The sequence below is a fragment of the uncultured Parasphingorhabdus sp. genome (assembly GCF_963975735.1).
In the GTDB taxonomy this organism is placed as follows: Bacteria; Pseudomonadota; Alphaproteobacteria; order Sphingomonadales; family Sphingomonadaceae; genus Parasphingorhabdus.
Genome location: NZ_CAXBIA010000001.1, coordinates 115242 through 130710, shown reverse-complemented (window position 1 = coordinate 130710; position 15469 = coordinate 115242). Strand labels below are relative to the sequence as shown.

Sequence of the window (15469 nt, the reverse complement as noted above, 5' to 3'; positions counted from 1 at the left end):
AATTAACCAAGCAATTAAGGTGACGCTACGGAACCGCCGGATCGGTGCCACCCCGTCTTATTACTCGTGCGGGGAAAACTTGTCCTTGCGCCGCTTGCCAAATTTCATGCTCCGCTCCAGCCGGGCGCGCAGCGCGGTATAATAAGCCTCGAGAAAGATCCGTTCATCGCCGCTGCCCGGTTCCCATCCGATTTTCTCGCAGATAGACGCGGCTACCTTTTCCAGCGCTTCATTCTGGTCGCTGCGCAGAACATTTTCCAGTGTCTGCAATTCATATTCGCCATAGACCGACAAGTCCTCGTCGGAAAATTGATAGCGCGCGGTCGCCGGAGCGCCATCGGCCGAAAGCTGCGCTGCAGAGGGAGCGACAATGTCGCCGAGATTCTTTTTCACATTCTGGATAACCCAGGTACCGGCGATCACGTCACCGCCGCGCAGCCGGTCGTTGTTGAACAAGGGAAAGAGCAGAAACATCAGCACCCAGAGGAAACCCGCCCAGGAGGTGAAGTCCGACATTGTTCCACTGGCTTCGCCAGACGTCAGAAACATCAGCGGCAGGAAGAGTTCGACATCGCGCACGATGTTGCGGGCGATAACCGCTTCTGCGGTCAGCCGTCCGCCGTCTCGCGCTGCCACGCGGATGCCGACGGCTCGCTTGCCCCATGTCGCGGCACGATCGCCCAGTTCAAAATATAGGAAATAGGCGTTGCGAAACAGAAAGACGGAGATGATCCAGAGGACCGCCAATATTTGCAACGGACCGCTCGTATTATCGAGATTTCCTTCAATGGTCAGTCCGAAGCCCCATAGAATCAGCAACCCGGCGATCGTGACCACCAGAATCAAACCGAGAATGATCACGATATCGAGCGCAAGCGCGCCGGCTCTTGCGCCGGCGGCAGCAACCGTGACGTTGAGCGACACGCCTTCCGGTGTAACCATGACCCGGTCGAGTTTCGGATTGGCGGATCGCCGGATCCATGGCTCGACAGCTTTGCTCTCGGTCATGCGCCCGGCCTCCGCCGTTCGCGCCCGAAGCCGGTGAAATAGAGCAGCCACAGCAGCAACATCCCGCCGCCGACACCAAAGCGGCCAGCGGTATTGTTGACCAATTGCCGGGCAAAGCCTTCCAGCAGGCCAGCGCAGATCAGCATGATGACAACGCCAACCATGACGACAGCGGCTCGCTTGCCCGCGTCACTGGCCGCCTTGAGATGCGATCTGGCGCCCGGAAAGGCAATCGAACGGCCGACATGAATCCCCGCTGCTCCGGCCAGCAATATGGCAAATAGCTCGGTCGTGCCGTGAATCGAGAGCCAGCCGATAAAATCGACCGTCAGGCCTCGCTGGGCAAAGACCCAGAGCATCGCACCGAGCAACGCCATATTGTGAATCAGCAGCAATATGCTGGGGATGGCGAAAGCAAAACCGAGCGCAAAGGCCAGGATCGCGACCTGCGCATTATTGCTGAACAGAAAGGCAGCGAACACACCCAATCCGTCCGAATCCTCCGTACCGAAAAGCGTTCCGCGTAACGCTTCTGCACTCGCACCGGGCACCCGGACTTCGGAAAGACCGCCCGGCACCAGCGCATAGAACCAGTCACTGTCGCCCGCGACCAGTATATAGCCGATCACCGCGCCGGCGATCATCACCGACAAGGCGATCCAGATATCCAGCTGGATTGCCCGGACTGCCCGGCTCCAGCCGCCGCCAAAGAAGCTGCCGAGCCAGCGGCGGAAGTTGGTCTGGGTACCATAGACCAGAAAATAGGACCGCAGCGCCAGCCCTTCGAGATAGTCGATCAGCCCGGCGTCGAGCGAATTTTCCCGGGCGATGGACAGGCTGGATAACAGAGTGCGGTACAGCGTCGGCAGCGCCAGCACATCGTCATCCGACAGCCGCCTGCTCTTGCCCTTCTCCATTTTTGTGACAATGTCTTCGAGCCGGATCCAGTCCGCCTCCCGCTCAAGCCGGAAACGGTCGCTGCGCAACACCGCTGCGCTCAATGCCTGCTCTGTGCTCAAAGCGCGCCCCGCCTTTTGATATTGAGATAGGAGTTGATCAGGCGCGTACCGATATCCTGATGGGCGCCTTCGATCACATCAATGCCCATATGCCGCAATCTGGTCAGGACCAGTTTTTTCTGGTCGAGCAGGTTCCGGGCCGTCACCGCCCGCGCGACATCCTCGGCGCTCTCGGGCGCTTTGTCGATAATCGAGGTCAGCTCCCGGTCCTCTAAAACCACGAACAGCACCAGATGCTTGTCGATCAGCCGCCCCGCCGCCTCGAGCATCAGATCGGCTGCGGTCGGGTCGGTAAAGTCGGTGAAGATGATGATCAGCGAACGTCGCTGCAGCCGGTTCTGCAAGCTCGACAGCGCCAATGTGTAATTGCTCTCCTGATGGCGATAGTCGATGGTCGCCGCTTCCTGCTGCAAGCGGAAGAAGTTACGACTGCCCGAAAGGAAAGGCGTCGACAATTCCGGTTTGGCGGCAAAGCTGAACAGGCTGGTCCGGTCGCCGGCCTTGAGCGTGATATAGGCGGTCAGCAGCGCCGCCGACACGGCCCGGTCGATGCGCGGCAAGCCGTCAATCGGCTCGCACATGGCCGATCCGCAATCCAGCGCGAAAACAATCTGGTTGTTGCGCTCGGTATCATATTCCTTGGCCAGCAATTTGCTGTGCCGGGCGGATCCCTTCCAGTCGATGCTGCGCCGGTCCATGCCCGGCTGATATTCGGCCAGCGCTTCAAATTCGCTGCCTTCGCCGCGAATTTTCCGGGCGAGCAGGCCGAACAGGGAATCGCGCAGGAACATTTGCACCGAGGGACTGCGGACGGCCGAAATATTGGGCATCACGGCGACGCTCTGGCTGCTCTGCTTCTGGATCTGTCGCCACGCCAGACCAAGCGGCCCCGTCCACCTCAGCCACAGCTTGCCGATCTCTCCGGTTCCCCGTCTGACGGGAATCGTGGTCGCCTGCCCGGAAAAACCCTGGCTGTCTGCGGTGGTGCGGTCCAGGACGAAAGCGACCGTTCCGTCTTCCGCCAGCCGCTCATCCAGTCCGAGATTGCCAAACAGTTTCCGTGGCCCGGTCTTTCCGGAGAAATCCGCAGCCAGCCCGAGCGACAGCGGTGCACCGATCTCGGCGCTGCCAGACACCGTCAAACGCACCTCGTTCGCCCTCGCGGCGACCAGTCCGTCGAGAATGAGCAAAAGCAAAAGCATAGCCGCCCATCCCGCACCGATCGCCCATAGCGACGGAATGATCGCCGCGAGTATCGCGGCAATCGGCGCGCCGAGCGCGATCAGCCAGACGGCCCGTGCGGTCGGGTAAAAATTCAACGAGGGGCTTCCGTCCGTTCGACCAGCCCGGTGATAATATTATCGACCTGCCGGCCTTCAATCTCGGCTGCGGGAGAAAGCATGGTCCGGTGACGGAGCACCGAGGGCGCAAGCGCTTTGACATCATCGGGGATGACATAGTCCCGGCCGGAAATCGCTGCCCGCGCCCGCGCGGCATTGGCCAGCATGATCGCGGCGCGCGGACTGGCGCCATTTTCCAGTTCGGCTGTTTCGCGGGTCGCCCGGATAAGACGGACAACATAGTCGACCACATCCTCGACCAGCTTGACCGACTTCACCGCCTCGGTCGCGGCAGTCAGCGTCGCGCTGTCGGCCTGTGTTTCGATGCCGAAGTCCCTTGGCACCGGCGCGCCGATGCGCTCGCCATATTGGGCAACGATCCGCTTCTCTTCCTCGGCGTCGGGATATTCGACGAGCAGCTTGAACAGAAAGCGGTCGAGCTGGGCCTCGGGCAGCGGATAGACGCCCTGCTGCTCGATCGGATTCTGGGTGGCAACCACCATGAAACGCGAACCCAGCGCATGGGTCTCGCCATCGATGGTCACCGAACGCTCCTGCATAGCCTCCAGCATCGCGGCCTGTGTTTTCGGCGGGGTCCGGTTGATTTCGTCGGCGAGCAACAGGTCGCAGAAAATCGGCCCCCGGGTCAGGGTGAAGCTGCTGGTCTGGAAGTTGAACAGATTGGACCCGATAATGTCGCCGGGCATCAGATCGGGAGTGAACTGGATGCGTCCGAAATCCAGACCCAGCGTGGCCGAAAAACATTGCGCCAGAAAGGTCTTTGCCGTGCCCGGCGGCCCTTCGAGCAGCACATGGCCGGACGAGAACAGCGCGATCAGCAGATGGTCGACAATTTCCTCCTGCCCGATGATCGCCTTGGCCACCTGACCACGGATATTGTCCGCCAGCGTCTTGAGTTCGTCGATGTTCATCCGATAAATTCCTTTTTCCAGGCGTGGAGGGCCGCGGCCCCGTCGGCAATTTCCTGCGGTTTGCGGGCGCGAACGAGTTGCTGGAACAGGGTGGAGAAACGGTTGCCGCCGCTTTCCCCCAACGCGTCCAGTTTTTGATGGATTTCCTGTTCGTCGGCATGCGGGCTGATACCGATGGCCTCGGCCGATTGCGTACGGATCATCTCGGCATAGGGATCGGTGACCAGATATCCGCGCTGCATCCGGCTGATGAAGGCAGCGCTGTTATTGACCAGCGCGCTTTTGCCAAAATCCAGGCTGCGCTTTTCCATGACCGGCGGCCCGAAGCGGTTGAACGCCATCCAGGCCGCAGCCAGAGCTGCTGTGATCAGGCAAATGGTCGCCGACAGAAACGGCGGCGCGAAAGCCAGAGTCAGCAGATTTTCCGAACGCCCCAGACCGTTGAACGTGAGGTCGAATGTCACGCCGCCATCGCTGGCTGTGGAAGCCGCCTTGACCAGCGCGAGCGCGTGGCGGGCGGTCGATTTGTCTGCCATGCCCCCGTTGCTGAGCAGATCAGCGTCGGCAACAATCACCACCGGATAGAAGGATGCATCTATCTCGTCTTCGTCGGCAATGCGCGATTCATCGAGCCGGTCCAGTTGGGCATAGACACCGCCATCATCGCGATAGGCGACCAGCGCACTCCCTGACGACGGCCCCCGGACCACCGTGCGGATAAAATCGCCCTTGATGGTGACTGGCATTTCCGGCGTTTTCACGCGCGCGCCAACGGCCGAAGCCAATGCTTTTCCGGGACGCGCCTTGTCATCGACGGTGATACTGACGTCCGCAAGGTCTTTCAGCATTGCCTCTCCCGGGTCGCCGCCCCACAAGTCTCCGCGTGTAACCCAGCCTTTCTCCAGCTTTGGGTTTTGGACCACTTGCCATTTCGGCAAGATTATCATCGTCGGCCCGACATAGGAACGCTGCTGAACGACAGCATCAATGTCTTCGGTGGGTGTAAACGGTCCCGGCGTCAGAATCAGCAGCCCCTCGTTGTCCATCCCCCCCGGAGAGCGCGAATATTGCACCGGAACGTCGGTTTTTTCGAGCAGATTGGCAAAGGCCTTATATCCGACGATGCTGTTGGATGCGCCGTGGGCTTCGCCATTTTTGCCCGAGGCCAGAGGGTCACCCATCCCCAGCCCGTAGAGCAGCGCTACGAACGCCGCGAAACCGACCGCGAACATGATGACGATCGTGGTCCGCTGGAATGGATTGGCCTGAGCGCTCATCCTTTTCCTGCGCTCCGCCAGCTTTCCTTGAGCGCAAAACCGGCATAGGCATCGCGCGATACCTGCCATCCGCTCTCGTCAATCGGCAGAGCCGCAAATATGCCGCGCTCGACCTGACCGACGATCACCGCAAACATCGACCGTGCGGTTTCGGGCAAACTGTCAAATCGCTCGATCTCCCGCGACGTATTGGACGGGCGCAGCAGGTCTGGCCGGCGTTGTTCAATATCGGCGATGCTGTGATGGAGCAGCAGGCGGACCGCCTGGTCAAACTGGCCCTCGGCGGCCAGTGCCTCGGCTTGCGCGAGCAGCTCCCGCGCTGCCGCCGGTTGCGGTTGCCAGGCATCCTCCGGCGGACGTTTCCGGCCGCGCCATTGCTCGACATAAGGCGCGATAATTATCCAGAGCAAAGTCAGCACAGCTGCGGCAAGCAGCACCAGCAACAGGATACGCAATATCGGCCAGGCCGCCGCGACCATTTCGAACAGCGGTCTGAGCAAGTCGCCAAGCCAGTCGAGAAAATCCTGCCACCATTGCGGAATTTCCGGTGGCCGGGGTGCCGGGCTGGGGACAAACTGGATCGTTGCATCGGCGCGCACGTCGTCCCACGCGCCATCAAAAGAAGCGCCTACTTCATTTCCCTTGTCTTGCGCTGCTTTTACCACCGCCAAAGTCTCGCAGAATCCCGATGATCGGGCAAGAGCGAAGATCGTTGTTTTGTAAAGCTTTACCTTCTGCACAATTTGTGACAATTTGATCAGGCATAGAAAATTTGGGGGGATTTGAGATGGCAGACACAGTACAGCATCTGGATATTGGGCGAGTACTCAACAACACTTTCGGCGTGATCAAACGCAATCCGTTGATGTTTCTCGGCCTGTCATTCCTGATGGTCGCTCTGCCACAGGCACTTATCCAGATGGCGACCGGCGCATCGGCGGCTGGCGTTGATGCAACCGCAATGATGACGATGTTCAGTTCCCCGTCGATGATTGCAACAGCATTCGGAGGATGGCTGTTGTTCATCATATTGTCGATTTTGCTGCAGGCCACCTTCATCATCGCCACGGTCAAGGACCTCAACGGGCAGACAGTCAGCCTGGGCGAATGCGTTAGCCAGGCGATCGGCAAAATATTGCCTCTGATCGGTCTGGGCATAGTGATGACATTGGGCATAATGCTGGGCCTGATATTGCTCGTTATCCCCGGCCTGATATTGGCCCTGATGTGGATCGTTGCCTCGCCGGTCATGATGGCCGAAGACAAGGGGATCATTGATTCCCTGAAGCGCAGCGCGGAATTGACCAAGGGTTCGAAGCGCTGGATATTGCTTTTGTTCGTGGTTTATGTGGTTATCGCAACGGTTCTGGGCCTTTTCATGATACCCTTCGCCTTTGCCGGCACCGTCGGAGTCACGATCATCGGTCTGGTCATCAACACGCTGACCGGCGCGATACAGGGAACCGGTATTGCCGCGGTCTATGTCGATCTTCGCATCGCGAAAGAGGGCGGAAATACGGACGCACTGGCAGATGTATTTGCCTGAATGGAACCGAGCGGCCCGTACCGGCGAACAGATTGATTGGCATATAACGCATAATTGCCTATAAGTTGCATATTGCTATTCAATCATCCAGGTGAAATTCTCATGATCAAGCTGAACGTCAACGGCCAGGCCAGAGAGGTCGACGTCGACCCGGCGACACCGATATTGTGGGTTGTCCGCGAAAATCTGAAAATGCCCGGCACCAAATTCGGCTGCGGCATCGCCCAGTGCGGGGCCTGCACCGTGCATTTGGATGGCAAACCGGTCCGCAGCTGTTCGACGCCGGTTTCCGCCGCCGACGGAAAGACAGTAACCACCATCGAGGGCATCGCCAGCGAAGACGGCACTTTGCACAAGGTCCAGCAGGCCTGGATCGAAGCGCAGGTTCCCCAATGCGGCTATTGCCAGTCCGGCCAGATCATGTCGGCCACTGCGCTGCTGGAGAAAAATCCCCGGCCGACCGACGCGCAGATCGACGAAGCCATGGCCGGCAATGTCTGCCGCTGCGGCATGTATGGCCGGATACGCAAGGCGATCAAGGCGGCTGCAGGCATCGAACAACCCGCGAAAGTGGAGGCTTAGATCATGGGCAAATGGTCAAGACGCGCATTCATCGGCGCCGGTGTCGTTGCCGGTAGCGCTCTGGTTGTCGGCGTAGCGGTCCGTCAGGGCAATCCGATCAACAAGCTGAGCCCGCTACTCACTAATGGCGAGAATGAGCAGCTGCTCAATGCATGGGTGAAGGTCGATACCGACAATGTCGTCACCGCCGTCATTCCGCATGTCGAAATGGGGCAAGGTGTCCATACCGCGCTGGCCCAGATGCTGGCGGACGAGATGGATGCCGACTGGAACAAGGTGCAGATTCTCGAAGCGCCTGCCGACATGCAATATGTATCCGATTCGATCGGTCGCGATTTCCTGTTTCCCAATCTGCAGGTGCCGGCGCTGTTCGAACCGACGGTCGCGGGCGGCATATTGGAACTGGCGCAGGCCATGGGCTTGCAATTCACCGGCGGCAGCTACTCGGTGCGTGCCACCGGCCAGCGCGCGATGCGCACCGCCGGCGCCGCAGCCCGCGAAATGCTGGTCGCAGCTGCAGCAAGCGAATGGCAGGTTCCGAAGAGCGAAATCAGCACAGCGGACAGCATGCTCATCCATGCCAAAAGCGGCAAGTCCGAACCCTTCGCGAAATTCGCCCTCGCCGCCGCCGAGCAAAGCCTGCCCGCCAAACCCAAGCTCAAATCACCGGAAAATTACAAGATCATGGGTCAGCCAAAGGCCCGCCATGATATTCCCGAAAAAGTCGATGGCAGCGCGGTTTTCGGGATTGATGCCGATGTCCCGGGGATGAAATATGCGGCGGTCAAGGCCCCTCCGGTGATCGGCGCCACGGTTGAATCGATGGATGCAACCACCGCCAAAACCATGCCCGGCGTGCTGCAGATCCTCAACATGGGCGATTTTGTCGCCGTGGTGGCCGACGGCTATTGGCAGGCACAGCAAGCGCTGGGTACGATCGACGCCCAATATAGCAAAACCGAAGGCGACAGCCTTGATCAGGACGCGATCTTCGCCCGCTATGCCAGCCATCTCGACGAGGCCGGTGAAGATGGCGGAGACATGCAGACCGAAGCGGGCGATGTCACCAAGGGCTTCGCCGAGGCAGCAACCAAGGTCGAAGCGGAATATAAGGTGCCCTTCCTTGCCCACGCGACGATGGAGCCGATGAACTGCACCGCATGGGTGCGCGATGGCAAATGCGATGTCTGGTCGGGCCATCAGGCGCCGGTCAATGCCCGCCAGGCGGCTGCCGATGCCGCCGGTCTGCCATTCGAGGATGTGACCTATCACAACGCCTATCTCGGCGGCGGTTTCGGGCGCCGGTCCGACAGTGACGCCATCATCATGGCCACCCGGATCGCCAAGGCTACAGGCTATCCGGTCAAGATGATCTGGTCGCGGGAAGAAGACACGGCGCAGGATCATTATCGCCCGTCGGCGACCAGTCGCTTCCGCGGCGGGCTCGACAAGGATGGCAAGGCGGTCAGCTGGGACAATATCCACACCCACCTGTTCGATCCCGCAGACGCGCCAACCATACCCCATTACAACATTGCCAGCCACAGAATCCGCAAGGTCGACGTGCCGATGCATCTGCGCTTTGGCCCGTGGCGTTCGGTCGATCACAGCCAGCACGGATTCTTCATCGAATCCTTTGTCGACGAGATGGCCCATGCCGCCGGCAAGGATGGCTATGCCTTCCGCCGCGAACTGCTGGCGGAATCGCCGCGTCATCTGAAAGTGCTCGACACCGCCGCGAAAATGTCCGGCTGGGGCAGCGCTCTGCCGGAAAAACATGGCCGCGGCATCGCCTTTGTCCCGTCCTTCGGGTCGATCGTTGCACAGGTCGCCGAAGTCGACATGAGCGGACCCAAGCCACGGGTGACAAAAGTCTATGTCGCCGCCGATCCGGGCTTTGCGATCAATCCCGACGGCTTTACCGCGCAGATGGAAAGCGGGATTGTCTATGGCCTGACCGCAGCGCTTTATGGCGATATCACGATCAAGGACGGCGCCGTCCAGCAAAGCAATTTTCACGACTATCCGATGCTCCGGATCGACGAGATGCCCGAGGTGGAAGTGGCGCTGATCAATGGCGATCACGAGCGTCTCGGCGGTGGCGGCGAACCCGGCCTGCCGCCGATCGCGCCTGCCGTCACCAACGCGATTTTTGCCGCCACCGGCACGCGGATTCGCGAATTGCCTTTGTCCAAACACAGCTTTGCCTGATCGGAGTCACGACATGACCACAGCGCGAAACCTTGCCTGCCTTTCCGTTTTCCTGCTCGCCGCATGCGGCGCTGACCCTGCGCCGGGACCAGTGGAGCAGATCATCGTCCGCGAACCGGGCGCCGCGCTGGTGGAAACCGCTGCCGTCGCGGGAGATTCGGGCGATGCGCTGATCGCCGAAGGGAAGGCGGCTTTTGCCAATTGCTCCGCCTGCCACACGCTGCAACAGGGCGCTCCCAATGGCGCCGGCCCCAATCTCTTCGGGATTGTTGGCAAAGCGGCCGGAAAAGTTGCCGGCTTCGAATATTCCGACGCATTGAAAGCATCGGGCGTCACCTGGACCGCAGCCGAACTGGATAGCTATATCGCCGATCCAGCCGCAAAAATTCCCGGCACGACGATGGTTGCCGGAACAATTGCGGATCAGGCCAAACGACAGGCAGTCATCGCCTATATTGAAAGCGTTACCGCCAATTGAACGAGAGCTCCGGCATCATGCTGGCGCTGCTGGCTGCCGGACAGTCCCGCAGATTTGGCGATCAGGACAAGCTGGCCGCATCGCTGGGCGACAGAATGCTGGGCCTGCACGCAGCCGAGGCCGCCGCCGGCCTTCCCTTCGCCCGAAAGCTTGTGATCGGGTCGCCCGAACATGATTGCGCGCCACAATGGGGTGCGCTCGGCTATCAGATGATCGCCAATGATGCCGCCGCACAAGGCCAGGCAACATCTGTCCGCCTCGCCGCTGCCCAGGCGATTGCATCCGGAGCCAGCGCATTGTGCATCATGCTGGCCGACATGCCTTTTGTGACAAACGGGCATATCGGAAGACTGATTGCTGCCTTCGAGCAAGAAGGCGGGACCCGCACCACTGCATCCACCCGCCACGAACAACCGATGCCACCGGCAATTTTTCCCTCCGGCGCGCTGGAAACGCTATTGGGACTAACAGGCGATACTGGCGCCAGAAAGCTGCTGGGCGATGCTCTTCTAATTGCGGGCAGCGATCATCTGCTGACGGATATCGACACACCGGAAGATTTGGCAGAAGCTAACCGAATCGCAAAACAGAACGAATAGCTATTGGCCAAAAAGGCGTCAGTCGCGATCCAGTCTCCGCCCCAGTTTCACGAAAAATATGATCAGGAAGGGCACCAGCAGGAAGGACAATACCACTTTGGCCGAACCCTGACCGAGCAACAATTGTCCGATCGGCCGCTCGCCGTAAAAGGCGATGGTGATGAAAATGAGCGTGTCGACAATCTGCGACAATGCGCTGGCAATGGCGGCGCGCAAGGCCAGCATCGCGCCCTTCATATTGGCGAGGCGGGAGAAGATATAGACGTTGAGGAACTGCGACACGCCATAAGCGATGATTCCGGCGAACATCAGCCGCGCGCCTTGCGACAATATGATCGGGAAAGCTTCTTTCGCCGGTTCGTACATGCCCGGATCGGTCGGCAGCGCCAATACGATCTGGATCAGGATGATCGCGGTGATCAGCGGAATGAAACCAAAGCGGACGAGCCGGTTGGCGACATCCCGGCCATGCAATTCGGCGACCGAACTCGACAATACGACCAGCAGCAGAAACGGGAAAATCCCCGATTCGACGGCCAGCGGCCCGAGCGCCACCTGCTTCGCGCCCAGGATTCCGGCGATGCAGGTCATCCCGCCATAGAGGACCGCGAACACAAACAGGGAGCGCGGGATAAGGTTGGTTTTGGAAATTTCGTTCATCGCGATTGCCTAGCGCGGTCTGCGACGAAAAAAAAGAAATAGTCACAAGTGTGATTTTTTCTATAGGGACAAAGAATATTGAACGCAGCAGATCGCGGCCCCTTGTGTCGCGCGATCGGGGGATAGTTTGCAGAGACTGGCAGTTTATTGCGGCGCCAATGCCGGGCAGGACCCGGCTTATGCCGAATCGACTATATTGCTCGGCAAGGCCATGGCGGCACGCCATGTTGACCTCGTCTATGGTGGCGGGCGGCTTGGTCTGATGGGGATTATCGCCGACACGGTGCTCGCCGAGGGTGGCCGGGTTCATGGTGTCATTCCCGAGATGCTGAAAGATCTGGAAGTCGCGCATCAGGGCGTCACCGAGCTGCACATCGTCCAGAATATGCACGAGCGCAAAGCAAAGATGACCGATCTGACCGATGCCTTCGTAGCCTTGCCGGGCGGCGTCGGCACGATGGACGAACTGTTCGAGGCCTGGAGCTGGAACGCGCTCGGCTATCACAACAAGCCCTTCGCCATTTTGAATATCGCCGGCTATTGGGATTCACTGATCGCGTTTCTCGACACAATGTCGGAACAGGGTTTCGTGTCCGCAGAACGGCGCAAACATCTGATCGTCTCCGACGATATCGACGACTGCCTCGACCGCTTGGCTGCCGCCTGCAATAGCGAAACCGGCAGTTTCACCTGGTGAGCCAGATCCGGCCCGAAATATTGACTGGAAGAGTCCGATGATACCGATCCTGACAAGCATGGCCGGCATGGCATTGATCCTGCTGATCGCCTTTGGCCTTTCGACCGGGCGGAAGAACATCCGGTTCCGGGTGGTGGGGGCCGCCTTTGCGCTGCAGGCCGGGATAGCCGTGATCGTGCTTTATGTACCGGCCGGAAAGCGGATCATCGAAGCCATGGCTTTCGGCGTATCCAACCTGCTCGGCTATGCTTCGGCCGGCACCAATTTCATCTTCGGCCCGCTCGCCGACCCGTCGATTGGCGGCAATAGTTTCGCGATTGCCGCGCTGCCGGTGATCATCTTCTTCTCGGCGCTGATCTCGATCCTCTATTATCTCGGGGTGATGCAGTTCATCATCAAATGGGTCGGCGGCGGCATCCAGAAGATCACCGGCATCTCCAAGGTCGAATCGCTCTGTGCAGCCGCCAATATCTTTGTCGGCCAGTCCGAATCGCCTTTGGTCATCCGCCCCTATCTCGCCAGCCTGACCCAGTCGCAGCTGTTCACCGTGATGAGCGTCGGCATGGCCGGTGTCGCGGGCACGATATTGGCTGCTTATGCCGCAATGGGCATCCGCATCGACTATCTGCTCGCTGCTGCCTTCATGTCGGCACCCGGCGGCATCTTGATGGCCAAGATCATCATGCCGGACAATCCCGCTGATCCCGCTCCGGAGGAGCTGGTGGTCGCGGTCGAATATGAAGAGGAAAAGCCTGCCAATATCATTATGGCGGCGGCCATGGGCGCGCAAACCGGCGTCAAACTGGCAGTGGCGGTCGGCGCGATGGTGCTCGCTTTTGTCGCGCTGGTCGCCATGGCCAATGGCTTGCTCGGCGGCATTGGCGGCTGGTTCGGCATGCCGGATCTCAGCTTCCAGATGATCATCGGCTATATTTTTGCGCCGGTCATGTTCCTGCTCGGCGTCCCTTGGAACGAAGCCCTCGGAGCGGGCGGCCTGTTCGGGACCAAGGTCGTGCTCAACGAATTTGTTGCCTTCATCGAACTGGGCAAGATCCAGGACGGCATTTCCCCGCTGACCAATGCCATTGTCATCTTCGCGCTATGCGGTTTTGCCAATTTCAGCAGCATCGCCATCCAGCTTGCCGTGACCGGCGGCCTTGCACCCAATCAGCGTCCGGTCATCGCCCGGCTCGGCCTGCGCGCGCTGGCCGCAGGCTCGCTCGCCAATCTGATGAGCGCGGCGCTCGCCGGCATATTGCTGTCGCTCGGCTGATTCATCCCGATTGACAAAGCAGCACCGGAGCGCATTTTAAGAGCATGACCCAGAACCCAGACACATTGGCCGCCGTCTCGCTCGCCATGGCGGACGAAGATAGCGACGCATTTGCCGAACAGATCGGCCGCAGCTTCTCCGACTGGGGCTTTGCCGTAGTCGCCGACCATGGCATCCCCGACGAACTGATCGAACGCGCCGAAGCCATGTCGCGCGCCTTTTTTGCCCTGCCCGAAGAGGTGAAGCGATCCTATCACATAGCCGGCGGCGGCGGTGCTCGCGGTTACACGCCGTTCGGCACCGAAAGCGCCAAGGATAGCAATATCAGCGATCTCAAGGAATTCTGGCATATCGGCCGCGACCTGCCAGTTGGCCACGCTTTCGAACCCTTCATGCCGCCCAATATCTGGCCAAAGGAACTCGACGGGTTCCGCGAAACCTATCTCGAAATGTTCGCCGCCTTCGACAAAGCCGGCGCGCGTATTCTGGAGGCGATCGCGCGCTTTCTCGGACTCGCCCCGGATTTCTTCGTCGATACGGTACGCGACGGCAATTCGGTGATGCGGCTGATCCACTATCCGCCGGTCCCCGAAGATTCGCCAGCCGTCCGGGCCGGAGCGCATGAGGATATCAACACGATCACCTTGCTGATCGGCGCCGAAGAGGCCGGTCTGGAACTGCTCGACAGGAATGGCCATTGGCGGCCGGTGACCCCGAAGGCGGGCGAGCTGGCGGTGAATATCGGCGACATGCTGCAGCGGCTGACCAACAACCGCCTGCCCTCGACGACCCACCGCGTGGTCAATCCCGCACCGGAACGGCGTGGCCATTCGCGCTACTCGATGCCCTTCTTCCTCCACTTCCGGCCCGATTATGCGATCGACACCCTGCCAAGCTGCATCGATGACACCCACCCCGATCTCTATCCGGAACCAATCACCGCGCATGACTATCTGATGCAGCGCCTGCGCGAGATCGGCCTCATATGACTCCGAAGGTGGTTGGCATCAGCGGCGGCAGCTGTTCCGGAAAAACAACACTGACCCGCAAAATCTTCGAGAAGCTGGGACCGGATCAATGCGTCGTTCTGCCGCAGGATGACTATTTTTTCGGCTTTGGCGATGCGCCAAAAGGCAAGGGCGGTCCCAATTTTGATCACCCCGATGCCGTCGACTTCGACCAAATGTGCTCGCAATTGCGCCAGTTGAAGAGCGGCGAGGCGATTGACCGGCCGCTTTATGATTTTCCCACCCATTTGCCGAAGACGGAAACCGAGCGGACCGAACCGCGGCCGCTAATCTTGATCGACGGCATATTGATCCTGCAGCACCAGCCGTTGCGCGAGTTGCTGGATTTGAGCATTTTCGTCGAATGCGATTCCGAAACCCGTTTTGCCCGCCGACTCGAACGCGATGTCCGCGAACGAGGGCGCACAGCCCGGTCGGTGCACGACCAATTCGCCGAACAGGTCGGTCCGATGCACGATCTCCATGTCGAACCATCCAAAACCCACGCCGACATTGTGATAAATTCGCAACAGTGCGAAGCCGCTTTCGGTGCGCTGTTTGAGAAGATCGCTTCGCTAATAAAATATTGAAAACAATATTCTAATTTTGGATATTCGGTCCCCAAACCACTTCTTTTCGACCAATATCGTGGCAAATTCGCGAACCGGAAAATAATAAAAATGCTGCAGTGCGGCATATGACGTTTCAATTGAGACAAAACTGTCATTAATGGCACCTACAGACGACCGGCGTTGATCCGGCGGTGCACATGATGTGCCGTCGCTCAGGCTTTAGACAGTTTTTTTATTGCGGTGCACAAACCATTGCGGCGCACAACGG

Annotated in this window: 16 protein-coding genes; 9 read left to right on the top strand and 7 right to left on the bottom strand. The window is 59.5% G+C overall.

Going from position 1 to position 15469, the window contains the following annotated elements:
- Window positions 1-60: 60 nt before the first annotated feature.
- From AACZ86_RS00650 to AACZ86_RS00625, 6 genes are read right to left on the bottom strand one after another with little or no spacing between them, the layout of a single operon-like run.
- Window positions 61-1008, bottom strand: a complete 948-nt coding sequence (locus AACZ86_RS00650) for an RDD family protein (protein ID WP_339688622.1) — start codon at window positions 1006-1008, stop codon at window positions 61-63.
- Window positions 1005-2027: a stage II sporulation protein M gene (locus AACZ86_RS00645; protein ID WP_339688621.1), complete on the bottom strand. Its 1023-nt coding sequence runs from the start codon at window positions 2025-2027 to the stop codon at window positions 1005-1007. Before AACZ86_RS00645 ends, AACZ86_RS00650 begins: the two co-directional genes overlap by 4 nt.
- Window positions 2024-3346 (bottom strand): DUF58 domain-containing protein, encoded by a 1323-nt coding sequence (locus AACZ86_RS00640; protein ID WP_339688618.1) that lies wholly within the window; start codon window positions 3344-3346, stop codon window positions 2024-2026. Before AACZ86_RS00640 ends, AACZ86_RS00645 begins: the two co-directional genes overlap by 4 nt.
- Window positions 3343-4299, bottom strand: coding sequence for a MoxR family ATPase (locus AACZ86_RS00635; RefSeq protein WP_339688616.1), 957 nt, complete (start codon window positions 4297-4299; stop codon window positions 3343-3345). Before AACZ86_RS00635 ends, AACZ86_RS00640 begins: the two co-directional genes overlap by 4 nt.
- Window positions 4296-5576, bottom strand: a complete 1281-nt coding sequence (locus AACZ86_RS00630) for a DUF4350 domain-containing protein (protein WP_339688614.1) — start codon at window positions 5574-5576, stop codon at window positions 4296-4298. Before AACZ86_RS00630 ends, AACZ86_RS00635 begins: the two co-directional genes overlap by 4 nt.
- Complete coding sequence (locus AACZ86_RS00625; RefSeq protein ID WP_339688612.1) at window positions 5573-6316, bottom strand: hypothetical protein; 744 nt, start codon at window positions 6314-6316, stop codon at window positions 5573-5575. The genes AACZ86_RS00630 and AACZ86_RS00625 overlap by 4 nt, the downstream gene beginning before the upstream one ends.
- Before the next feature lie 47 nt (window positions 6317-6363).
- On the opposite strand from AACZ86_RS00625, the gene AACZ86_RS00620 reads away from it, so the two are divergent.
- From AACZ86_RS00620 to AACZ86_RS00600, 5 genes are all read left to right on the top strand, one after another.
- Window positions 6364-7122, top strand: a complete 759-nt coding sequence (locus tag AACZ86_RS00620; RefSeq protein ID WP_339688609.1) for a hypothetical protein — start codon at window positions 6364-6366, stop codon at window positions 7120-7122.
- Window positions 7123-7224: 102 nt separating this feature from the next.
- Complete coding sequence (locus AACZ86_RS00615) at window positions 7225-7704, top strand: (2Fe-2S)-binding protein (protein WP_339688606.1); 480 nt, start codon at window positions 7225-7227, stop codon at window positions 7702-7704.
- A gap of 3 nt (window positions 7705-7707) precedes the next feature.
- Entirely contained in the window at window positions 7708-9915 is a 2208-nt protein-coding gene (locus AACZ86_RS00610; RefSeq protein WP_339688604.1) for a molybdopterin cofactor-binding domain-containing protein, read from the top strand.
- 13 nt (window positions 9916-9928) lie between these two features.
- Window positions 9929-10393 (top strand): c-type cytochrome, encoded by a 465-nt coding sequence (locus tag AACZ86_RS00605; protein ID WP_339688601.1) that lies wholly within the window; start codon window positions 9929-9931, stop codon window positions 10391-10393.
- A complete protein-coding gene (locus AACZ86_RS00600) occupies window positions 10390-10992 on the top strand; it encodes a nucleotidyltransferase family protein (RefSeq protein ID WP_339688599.1) in 603 nt (200 codons plus the stop codon). Before AACZ86_RS00605 ends, AACZ86_RS00600 begins: the two co-directional genes overlap by 4 nt.
- A gap of 18 nt (window positions 10993-11010) precedes the next feature.
- On the opposite strand, the gene AACZ86_RS00595 is transcribed toward AACZ86_RS00600, so the two are convergent.
- Entirely contained in the window at window positions 11011-11652 is a 642-nt protein-coding gene (locus tag AACZ86_RS00595; RefSeq protein WP_339688597.1) for a queuosine precursor transporter, read from the bottom strand.
- Between the two features lie 127 nt (window positions 11653-11779).
- Between AACZ86_RS00595 and AACZ86_RS00590 the strand changes: the two genes are divergently transcribed.
- Genes AACZ86_RS00590 through udk form a run of 4 tightly spaced genes read left to right on the top strand, consistent with a single transcriptional unit; the run spans window position 11780 to window position 15219 of the window.
- Window positions 11780-12349 (top strand): TIGR00730 family Rossman fold protein, encoded by a 570-nt coding sequence (locus AACZ86_RS00590; protein ID WP_339688595.1) that lies wholly within the window; start codon window positions 11780-11782, stop codon window positions 12347-12349.
- A gap of 40 nt (window positions 12350-12389) precedes the next feature.
- The gene (locus AACZ86_RS00585) at window positions 12390-13622 is read left to right on the top strand and encodes a NupC/NupG family nucleoside CNT transporter (RefSeq protein ID WP_339689354.1); all 1233 of its coding nucleotides are present in this window, start codon (window positions 12390-12392) and stop codon (window positions 13620-13622) included.
- Between the two features lie 44 nt (window positions 13623-13666).
- Window positions 13667-14611 (top strand): 2-oxoglutarate and iron-dependent oxygenase domain-containing protein, encoded by a 945-nt coding sequence (locus tag AACZ86_RS00580; RefSeq protein WP_339688592.1) that lies wholly within the window; start codon window positions 13667-13669, stop codon window positions 14609-14611.
- Complete coding sequence (gene udk / locus AACZ86_RS00575; protein ID WP_339688590.1) at window positions 14608-15219, top strand: uridine kinase; 612 nt, start codon at window positions 14608-14610, stop codon at window positions 15217-15219. The genes AACZ86_RS00580 and udk overlap by 4 nt, the downstream gene beginning before the upstream one ends.
- The last annotated feature ends 250 nt before the right edge of the window (window positions 15220-15469 follow it).

What these genes read in the sequence shown, in the direction of transcription:
- AACZ86_RS00580 (WP_339688592.1), top strand. Translation starts at nt 13,667, where the DNA reads ATGACCCAGAACCCAGACACATTGGCCGCCGTCTCGCTCGCCATGGCG.
- AACZ86_RS00605 (WP_339688601.1), top strand. Translation starts at nt 9,929, where the DNA reads ATGACCACAGCGCGAAACCTTGCCTGCCTTTCCGTTTTCCTGCTCGCC.
- AACZ86_RS00650 (WP_339688622.1), bottom strand. Translation starts at nt 1,008, where the DNA reads ATGACCGAGAGCAAAGCTGTCGAGCCATGGATCCGGCGATCCGCCAAT.
- AACZ86_RS00620 (WP_339688609.1), top strand. Translation starts at nt 6,364, where the DNA reads ATGGCAGACACAGTACAGCATCTGGATATTGGGCGAGTACTCAACAAC.
- udk (WP_339688590.1), top strand. Translation starts at nt 14,608, where the DNA reads ATGACTCCGAAGGTGGTTGGCATCAGCGGCGGCAGCTGTTCCGGAAAA.
- AACZ86_RS00595 (WP_339688597.1), bottom strand. Translation starts at nt 11,652, where the DNA reads ATGAACGAAATTTCCAAAACCAACCTTATCCCGCGCTCCCTGTTTGTG.
- AACZ86_RS00635 (WP_339688616.1), bottom strand. Translation starts at nt 4,299, where the DNA reads ATGAACATCGACGAACTCAAGACGCTGGCGGACAATATCCGTGGTCAG.
- AACZ86_RS00630 (WP_339688614.1), bottom strand. Translation starts at nt 5,576, where the DNA reads ATGAGCGCTCAGGCCAATCCATTCCAGCGGACCACGATCGTCATCATG.
- AACZ86_RS00615 (WP_339688606.1), top strand. Translation starts at nt 7,225, where the DNA reads ATGATCAAGCTGAACGTCAACGGCCAGGCCAGAGAGGTCGACGTCGAC.
- AACZ86_RS00610 (WP_339688604.1), top strand. Translation starts at nt 7,708, where the DNA reads ATGGGCAAATGGTCAAGACGCGCATTCATCGGCGCCGGTGTCGTTGCC.